Genomic DNA, 9,473 nt, shown 5'->3' with positions numbered 1-9,473 from the left:
CAAACAATCGAGAAAGCAAAATCTGTCCTGGACACGGGCGCAGATTTGGTGGTCGTGGGGTATGAACCCACATCGCCTTTCGGGCTTGGGCGTCTGGTTATGGATGGCGAGCAATTGGTCAAAATCGTGGAAGAAAAAGACGCTGATGAAATCCAAAAGAAAATCGGCTTCTGTAATTCCGGCATTATGGGATTCAAAGCGGCATGTTTGCGCGCTGTAATTGATGAAATTGGCAGCGATAACGCACAGGGTGAATTCTATTTGACCGACGCTGCCCAACTCGCGCGCGCCAAGGGTTTCATTGTTAAGACTTCGATTAGTTCAGAAGATGAAGTGCTTGGCGTGAATGACCGGTCGCAGCTCTCCAGTGCCGAACACATATTCCAAAACCGCAAACGCGAAGAAGCCATGATTTCCGGCGTCACGCTGATTGCGCCAGAAACTGTGTTTTTCGCCTTCGACACCAAAATCGAAAATGATGTCACGATTGAACCCAATGTGGTCTTTGGGCCGGGTGTAACCGTACGCTCGGGCGCCACCATTCACGCGTTTTGTCACTTGGAGGGCGCCATGGTCGGTGAGGGCGCACAAATTGGTCCATATGCACGCTTGCGCCCCGGTGCCAATATGGGGGCGGGCAGCAAAGCGGGAAATTTCGTTGAAATCAAAAAATCTGATATTGGGACCGGTGCTAAAATTAATCACCTTACTTATATTGGCGATGCAGAGATTGGTGCGGGAACCAATGTCGGCGCGGGCACCATTACCTGCAATTATGATGGAAAAAACAAATACAAAACGACCATCGGAGAAAACGCCTTCATTGGATCAAACAGTGCACTGGTCGCGCCTATTACGATTGCCGATGGCGCTTATGTTGCTTCGGGAAGTGTCGTCACTCACAATGTCGAAAAAGACGCACTGGCCATCGGCCGCTCCAAACAAATCAATAAATCTGGCTACGCAAATGTCATAAGACAGCGTTGGACGGATAAGAAAGACTAAGGGAACACTATGTGCGGAATCGTTGGAATCGTCAGTAACAAACCAGTTGCGGATCGAATTGCAGATGCGCTGAAGCGCTTGGAATATCGTGGATATGACAGCGCAGGTATTGCGACATTTCACGATGGTAAAATGGATCGTCGGCGCGCGCCCGGTAAACTGACAAATCTCAAAGAATGCATGTCCAAAGAGCCGCTAGGCGGCAATATTGGCATTGGCCACACCCGTTGGGCGACACACGGTGCGCCAACCAAGGAAAACGCGCACCCACACATGACCAACCGCGTCGCGGTGGTGCATAATGGCATTATCGAGAATTTTCGCGAGCTCAAAGTTGAGTTAGCAGCAGATGGTTACGTGCCAGTGTCTGAAACAGATACTGAAATGGTGGCGCTGCTTGTCACCCGCGAGATGGACAAAGGCGTAGCCCCTTTTGATGCCGCTGCTAGTGTCATTAAACGCCTTGATGGTGCATTTGCCCTGGCAATGATTTTTAATGGTGAGGAAAACCTCATCATCGGCGCACGGCAAGGTGCTCCGTTGGCTGTCGGCCACGGCGACGGTGAGATGATTCTTGGCTCAGATGCGATTGCATTGGCTCCGTTTACGAACAAAGTGACTTACCTTGAGGAAGGCGACTGGGTTGCCCTCACCAAATCAGATATGCGGGTATTCGATCGCCAAGGGTCGCCTGTAACGCGGTCAATTTCAACCGCAAACACGGGCGCAGAACTGGTAAGCAAGGGCAATCATCGGCATTTCATGTCGAAAGAGATTTACGAACAGCCAGACACAATCTCACACACGCTTTCGCACTATGTAAACTTTTCTGAGCAGCGCATTCAGTTGCCCCAGGCACTGCCGTTTGACTTCTCCAAACTAACAAAACTCACCATTGCCAGCTGCGGCGGCTCTTATTACGCAGCAATGATCGCAAAATATTGGTTTGAAAAATATGCCCGACTACCCGTTGAAGTCGATATTGCGTCAGAATTTCGCTATCGTGAACCACCGATGGAGGAGGGTGGCCTAGCGCTATTTGTTTCTCAGTCCGGTGAAACCGCGGATACATTGGCCGCATTGCGCTATTGCGCGTCACAAGGGCAGCACATCGCGTCTATCGTAAACGTTGCAGAAAGCACAATTGCCCGCGAGTCTGATATCGTCTTCCCGACACTTTGTGGGCCAGAAATCTGCGTGGCATCGACCAAAGCAACAACGGCGCAGCAAACCGTTTTGGCAACACTGGCTATCGCCGCAGGAAAGCAGCGCGGCGTATTGAGCGATCAAGACGAGGCCGAGCTCGTCGATGCGCTTGCAAAACTACCCGGTGCTATCTCAAAGGCTTTGGCATCCGAGCCAAAAATCGCCAGCCTGAACAAAGCCCTGTCCAAGGCAAAGGATGTCTTCTACCTGGGACGCGGTGCGCTGTATCCGGTAGCCCTTGAAGGTGCGCTCAAGTTCAAAGAAATCACTTACATTCATGCTGAAGGCTACGCCGCGGGCGAACTCAAGCACGGACCAATTGCTTTGATTGATGAAAGTGTTCCAGTTGTTGTGGTTGCGCCATCGGATGCTTTACTCGAAAAAACACTGTCAAATATGCACGAAGTTGCCGCGCGCGGCGGCAAAATTATTCTCATCACGGATGAGAAAGGGGCAAAACAGGCTGGCGGCGATATCAGCGAAATCATATTGATGCCTGAAGCGCACCCATTGGTGCAGCCGATCATCGCAACGGTGCCGGTGCAGTTATTGGCTTATCATACGGCGGTGTTTATGGGCACAGACGTCGATCAGCCGAGAAATTTGGCCAAATCGGTTACGGTTGAGTAGACCCTCGCCATAAATTGAACGCAAAAAGCAATGTCTGATCGCATATGCGCCAATCAGGCATTGCACATACACCTCGGCGCTCTATATAGATCAGACCATGAGCGAAAAACCAGAACACAATAATCACGACGAAGAGCATCCGCCGCAAAAGGTTACCGCTGGACGCCGCCTGACAAACTATTTTCTAACAGGTCTCGTCATTGCGGCACCCGTTGGGCTGACTTTGTACATTACGTGGTCAATCATTCGGTTTGTTGACGATTTCGTCAAACCCCTAATACCGCCACAATATAATCCTGACACATATTTGCCGATCAGCATCCCAGGCTTTGGTCTGGTTATTGGCTCATTTGCGCTGATCATGCTGGGGTTTCTGACAGCAAACTTGGTTGGGCGCACATTGGTGCAGTTTGGTGAATCTATTTTACACAAGATGCCATTTGTGTCCGTCCTATATCGCGGACTAAAGCAGATTTTTGAGACCGTGGTGAGCCAAAGCCATTCGAACTTCAAGCAGGTGGGGCTGATTGAATATCCTCGTCATGGCCTTTATGCATTGGTCTTTATTTCTACAGAAGCAAAGGGTGAAGTTGCCGAGAAAGTGACAGGAGAGGACATCACCAGTGTCTTCCTTCCAACCACACCGAACCCAACTTCTGGTTTCTTATTGTTTTTGCCGCGCAGTGAAGTGCACATTCTGGACATGAGTGTTGAAGACGGTGCCAAATTGGTCATTTCCGCTGGCCTCGTATCCCCTGAATATCAAACAAAAATCGAAGAACTGGCTGAAAAAACGGGCATCATATCAAAAAAGAAATAGCTGCCAGCTACCCCGCTCTGATCAGTGGGATGGCAAGATCTTTTCTGAATAGATAAAGCAGCGTTCGTGCCGCTTCGCCCTCTGAGCCTTGTAGCCCAGGATTTTGCTCGAGTAGATGAACCGCATCGTCGTGCGCCAGTTCCAGCAAATCCTTGTGAAAATCAGGTATTGCAATTCGAAAGCCGGGCATGCCTGATTGCCTTGTGCCAAGCAAGTCGCCTTGCCCACGCAGTTCCAAATCTTTTTCGGCAATCTCGAACCCATCTTCAGTTGAGCGAATGGTCTTCAACCGCGCTTGCGCCATCTCCGTCAATTTGTCGCCGTGCAGCAGCAAACACGCGGAACGTTGGTCACCCCGTCCTACGCGACCGCGTAACTGGTGCAATTGTGAAAGACCAAAGCGTTCAGCATGCTCAATAATCATGATGGTTGCGTTTGGCACATCGACCCCAACTTCAATTACAGTCGTAGCGACAAGAATTGAAAGTTCGTTACGCTGAAATTGCTCCATAACCAACTGCTTTTCGTCCGCTTTCATGCGGCCATGTACCAAACCCACTCGATCGCCAAAGACTTGGCGCAGTGCTTTGTGTCGGTCTTCGGCGGAAACCAAATCAAGATTTTCAGATTCTTCAACCAACGGGCAAACCCAGAACGCTTGCGCACCCTCGTCAACTTTTGCCTTCAACCGTGCAATAACCCGATCATATTCACCCGCAGACAATATTGCGGTATCAATGGGTTGGCGGCCAGCTGGTTTTTCCTTGAGCAGGCTGACATCCATATCGCCAAAGTGGGTCAGCACCAACGTGCGTGGAATCGGTGTCGCTGTCATCACCAATAATTCGGTTTTTCTTCCCTTTTCGGATAGGGCAAGCCGCTGGTGCACACCAAACCGGTGCTGCTCATCGACCACAGTGAGGCCAAGCGATTTGAACACGACGCTGGATTGGAACAGGGCGTGCGTGCCAACTACGATGTCAATCTCACCGGTTTCAATTTGCGTCTGGATTGAACGGCGCTCGCCTGCGGGCATTTTGCCAGTCAACAAGGCGACTTTCAAACCAGCTTTCTCACCGATTGATGCAATAGTCGCAAAATGCTGTGTTGCCAAAATCTCAGTTGGGGCCATCAGCGCGCTCTGATGCCCGGCTTCGGCCATCGCGGCCATGGCCAACAAGGCAACAACGGTCTTGCCTGATCCAACGTCACCTTGCACCAAGCGCGCCATTTTGCGGTTGGATCGCAAGTCATCTTCGATGTCGGCGACAGCCTGGTTCTGACCATTGGTCAGTTCAAAAGGCAGGGCGGCGATGACCTTTTTTGAGATATCTCCAGTCAAAACACGTTTTACGCCGCTTTCACGCGTCATGGTCGCGCGCACCAATTGCAGCGTGAGCTGTCCGGCAAAATACTCGTCATATGCCAATCGCGCGCGCGCCGCACCCTCAATCTTTGCATCCGCAGGTGTTTGCGGGTCATGGGTGTCGCGCATGGCTTTGTTAAATGACGGCCAACCATTCGCCTCTAACCGCGATTGGGCAATCCACTCTGGAACAATCGGTAGTTTTGCCAGTGCATGTTGGGTGGCCAATTGTAGTTTCTTTGAAGTCAGGCCTTGTGTCAGTGGGTAAACCGGCTCAACCAGTGGCAACTCATCGAACTTGTCTTCTGCAACAATGTAATCGGGATGATTGAGTTGGGGGATGCCATGATAAAAGGTGACAAGCCCTGAAACATAGCGTTTCTCGCCAACGGGCAGCGTTTTCTCGAGCCACGAAGCGCGGCCAGCAAAATATGAGATAGCAATCTCGCCGCTCTCATCATGTGCTTCAATGCGATAGGGCAACCGATTGTTGCTTCTTGGCGGCGGTATGTGCCGATCAATATGCAAAAGAAACGTAGAGACAGTTCCAGGTTGCGCGAATTGTACGCCCGGCTGTTGTCGACGGTCGATAATGCCCGACGGCATATGCATCAGCACATCTAAAAGTATGGCATCTTGATTCTCCGGCGCACCAAAGAATGTTGCCATCAGCTTGCTCAACTGCGGGCCAACGCCTTTGACGGTGCTAACAGATGCAAAAAGTGGATTTAGAATGTCTGGTCGGGCCAATGATTCTTCCCAAATCGGTGTTTTGTGGCAATTTATATCCTAATTGAATGCGGCGAAAGGCTGACAAAATGATATTTTGCGGGTAAACGAGGGCTCTATTATTCCAAATCCAAATGGCGGCATCTCGTGACAGGTACAAAACGTGAAAATCATCAAGATCGTTTGAAGAAAATAAAATACCGTGCGCACCATCGGGGCACGCAGGAAATGGACATCATCTTAGGCGGTTTCGTCGACAATGTGATCTCTGAATACACCGCCGAGCAGCTAGATGATTTAGAAGCGCTTATGGACGAAACCGATGCTGATCTTTACAATTGGATTATCGGAAAAGAACCGCTCGACAACGCACCATACGCGCATGTGTTGCGCCAAATAACACAATATCAACATGCTCGCGTATTGGGCGAAGAATGACCGTTTCTAGCGACAAAACCTTAGTGCATGACAAGCGCTTGGACGTAAATGCGCTATCGCCAAATCGCTTCATAACGGGTGTGCCAGACGGCATGCAGTCGATTGAGCTTGCCAGCCTTATTCAAAGCCAAGCCGAAACGCATCCAAACAGACGCGTGAACATTTGTTTTGTCGCGCGCGACGGGCGACGCATGCAAAAGCTTGCGGAACTGCTGAAGCGGTTGATGCCTGCACACGACATTTTATCATTTCCAGCTTGGGACTGTTTGCCCTACGACCGGGTTTCTCCAAATGCCAGCGTTTTAGCCGAACGCATGACGACGTTGGCCGCACTTCGGAACCCAAGTCTGACGGGTGCCGTTGTCCTTACATCAGTGAATGCGATAATTCAGAAAACCGTGTCTACTCAATTTGTTGATGAGTTTTCTTTCAGTGTTACATCAGGACAAATCGTTCAAACCGACCGGTTGACACATTGGGCAACGGTCAATGGCTATTTGCGGGTGCCAACCGTGCGTGAACCTGGCGAATATGCGGTGCGTGGCGGCCTAATCGATCTTTTCCCAGCTGGATATGAGAACCCGCTTCGGTTTGATTTTTTCGGAACCAGCCTAGAAAGCATCCGAACATTTGATCCCGAAACCCAGCGTACGATAGCGCAGCAAAAATCGGCAACAATGGTGCCAATGGGCGAAATCGTGTTGCATGAGGATGTGATTTCCCGCTTTAGGCGCGGTTACACAGCCAAATTTGGTGGCAATACAGTGAACGATCCCCTTTACGCCGCGATTAGTGCGGGGCAGCGTTTCGCTGGCATGGAACATTGGCTTCCCCTGTTTTACGAGCAAATGGGATCGCTGCCTGATTTCCTTGATAAGGCACCGCTTGTGCTCGATGAGCAGGTCAATCAAGCCATCGCAGAACGGCTGACGCAAATCACCGACTATTACGAGGCGCGACGCGAAGCCTTTGAAGATGGCGATGTAGGAACGGTCTATAAGCCATTACCTGCCGAACAACTTTATCATCTAGGTGATGATTTGGCCTTGACCAACCCGGGCGACGTCATTCAAATAACACCATTTGCAACGCTCGACAGTGGTTTACTCTCCAAAGAGAGCAGGGAAGCCAAGCTGGCTCCAAACTTTGCCAAAGAACGCCAGTCAGAAAACATCAACCTGTTTGAAGCCGTAATTGCGACGGCAAAAGCGCGGGCAAAAGACAAAAAACAAGTTCTAATTGCATGCTGGACCGAAGGCACTCGAGACCGGATGGCGCAGGTTCTTAGGGACCATGATGTCAAAAGAACAAAGCTTTTGAAGCACTGGCAGCAAGTTAAGTCGCTGAATTTCGGCGACGTTGGCCTGATCGTGCTCGGGCTAGAGAGCGGTTTTGAAACCAAGAATTTGTTGGTTTTATCCGAACAGGACATTCTTGGTGAGCGTATCATTCGCGCATCAAAGCGTCGAAAGGGTACTGAAGCGCTAACAGAAGCGTCGGGCCTTGCGTCCGGCGATCTGGTTGTTCACGTGGACCACGGCATCGGCCGCTTTGTCGGCCTTAAAGCCATCGACGTGATGAGTGCGCCGCACGATTGTGTGGAAATAGCTTACGCAAAAAATGACAGGCTCTACTTGCCAGTTGAAAATATTGAACTGCTTTCGAGGTACGGTTCTGACGCCGGTGACGGTATCCTGGACAAACTTGGTGGTGTTGCTTGGCAGGCGAAAAAATCTAAACTCAAAAAACGCATCCGCGAGATGGCTGAACAACTCATCCAGATTGCTGCCGCGCGTGCCATGTCTAAAGGCGAGGTGGTCGAGCCTCAAATGGGCGTTTACGAGGAGTTCTGCGCGCGATTCCCCTATGAGGAAACCGAAGATCAACTCACCGCAATCGACGCCATATTTGATGACCTTGCTGCGGGCCGAGTAATGGATCGATTGGTTTGCGGCGATGTTGGGTTTGGTAAAACCGAAGTGGCTCTTCGCGCTGCGTTTGCGGTGGCCTTGTCTGGCAAACAAGTTGCAATCGTTGTGCCAACGACTTTGCTCGCGCGGCAGCACTTCAAGACTTTTTCTGAAAGATTTGCAGATTTGCCGGTTAACGTGCGACAAGCATCGCGCCTTGTAACAGCAAAAGACATAAAGCTGACAAAAGACGGCTTGACTGATGGCAGTGTCGATATCGTCATTGGCACGCACGCGCTTTTGGCAAAAACGATAAAGTTCAAAGACTTAGGCCTGTTGGTCATCGATGAAGAACAGCATTTTGGTGTAGGTCACAAAGAACGCTTGAAAGAGCTAAAATCTAGCGTCCATGTGCTAACGCTTTCTGCAACGCCAATTCCAAGAACACTGCAAATGGCGCTCACGGGTGTGCGGGATCTGTCTTTGCTCGCGACACCGCCTGTTGACCGACTGTCTGTGCGCAGCTTTGTGTTGCCCTTTGACCCGCTTGTGGTTCGCGAAGCACTGTTGCGTGAAAAATATCGCGGCGGGCAATCATTCTACGTGGTGCCGCGCATCAAAGATCAGGCGGGAATTGCAGCGTTTCTGGACGAACAAGTGCCTGAAATCAGATATGTTGTGGCGAATGGGCAAATGCCTGCGAGTGCGCTCGACGACATCATGAACGCGTTTTACGATGGTAAATTTGATGTGCTGATTGCAACCACGATTGTTGAATCTGGATTGGATATTCCAACCGCAAATACATTGATCGTTCATCGTGCTGACAATTTTGGGCTTTCCCAACTTCATCAAATTCGGGGACGTATCGGGCGCTCGAAAATTAGGGCATATGCGTTGTTCACCACACCGACGCATCAAAAACTCACAGATACGGCGACGCGTCGCCTTACAGTGCTCCAATCGCTTGATAGTTTGGGCGCAGGCTTCCAGTTGGCCAGTCATGACCTTGATATTCGGGGGGCAGGCAACATCCTTGGCGAAGAGCAATCTGGCCACATCAAAGAAGTTGGATTTGAACTTTACCAAGCCATGCTCGAGGAAGCAGTTGCCACACTCAAATCGGGCGGTGACTTGGATGAAGATGACGGCAAATGGTCACCTCAGATTTCACTTGGAATGCCGGTAATGATTCCCGAGGGTTACGTGCCTGACTTGCAGGTGCGGATGCAGCTCTATCGTCGATTGGGTGACTTGACTGAAGCTGGTGAAATCAATGCCTTTGGTTCTGAGTTGATCGACCGTTTTGGGCCGTTGCCAGAAGAAGTGCAGCATCTGCTCAAAATCGTGTTGGTCAAATCTTTGTGCC

General features: G+C 50.6%; 6 protein-coding genes. 5 read left to right on the top strand and 1 reads right to left on the bottom strand.

Annotated elements, in window-relative coordinates; all coding sequences use genetic code 11:
- The 3 genes from glmU to ACJAZW_RS14310 form a co-directional block, all read left to right on the top strand.
- The coding region (gene glmU, locus ACJAZW_RS14320) for a bifunctional UDP-N-acetylglucosamine diphosphorylase/glucosamine-1-phosphate N-acetyltransferase GlmU (RefSeq protein WP_415159280.1) at positions 1 to 1,005 on the top strand (1,005 nt) is incomplete at its 5' end.
- A gap of 9 nt (positions 1,006 to 1,014) precedes the next feature.
- Positions 1,015 to 2,841: a glutamine--fructose-6-phosphate transaminase (isomerizing) gene (glmS, locus tag ACJAZW_RS14315; protein ID WP_415159278.1), complete on the top strand. Its 1,827-nt coding sequence runs from the start codon at positions 1,015 to 1,017 to the stop codon at positions 2,839 to 2,841.
- A 97-nt stretch (positions 2,842 to 2,938) separates the two neighbouring features.
- Positions 2,939 to 3,661 (top strand): DUF502 domain-containing protein, encoded by a 723-nt coding sequence (locus ACJAZW_RS14310; RefSeq protein WP_415159276.1) that lies wholly within the window; start codon positions 2,939 to 2,941, stop codon positions 3,659 to 3,661.
- 7 nt (positions 3,662 to 3,668) lie between these two features.
- On the opposite strand, the gene recG is transcribed toward ACJAZW_RS14310, so the two are convergent.
- Positions 3,669 to 5,777, bottom strand: coding sequence for an ATP-dependent DNA helicase RecG (gene recG / locus ACJAZW_RS14305; RefSeq protein ID WP_415159274.1), 2,109 nt, complete (start codon positions 5,775 to 5,777; stop codon positions 3,669 to 3,671).
- Between the two features lie 126 nt (positions 5,778 to 5,903).
- On the opposite strand from recG, the gene ACJAZW_RS14300 reads away from it, so the two are divergent.
- Both ACJAZW_RS14300 and mfd read left to right on the top strand, forming a co-directional pair.
- On the top strand, positions 5,904 to 6,194 hold the full coding sequence (locus tag ACJAZW_RS14300; RefSeq protein ID WP_415159272.1) for a succinate dehydrogenase assembly factor 2: 291 nt from the start codon (positions 5,904 to 5,906) through the stop codon (positions 6,192 to 6,194).
- A gap of 92 nt (positions 6,195 to 6,286) precedes the next feature.
- Positions 6,287 to 9,473 (top strand): transcription-repair coupling factor (mfd, locus tag ACJAZW_RS14295; protein WP_415159282.1); only part of this gene is annotated, 3,187 nt, incomplete at its 3' end.

The sequence above is a fragment of the Maritalea sp. genome (genome assembly GCF_047634455.1).
Lineage (GTDB): Bacteria > Pseudomonadota > Alphaproteobacteria > Rhizobiales > Devosiaceae > Maritalea.
The sequence above is the reverse complement of the archived record's forward strand: the minus strand, read 5'-3'. Positions and strand labels throughout refer to the sequence as shown.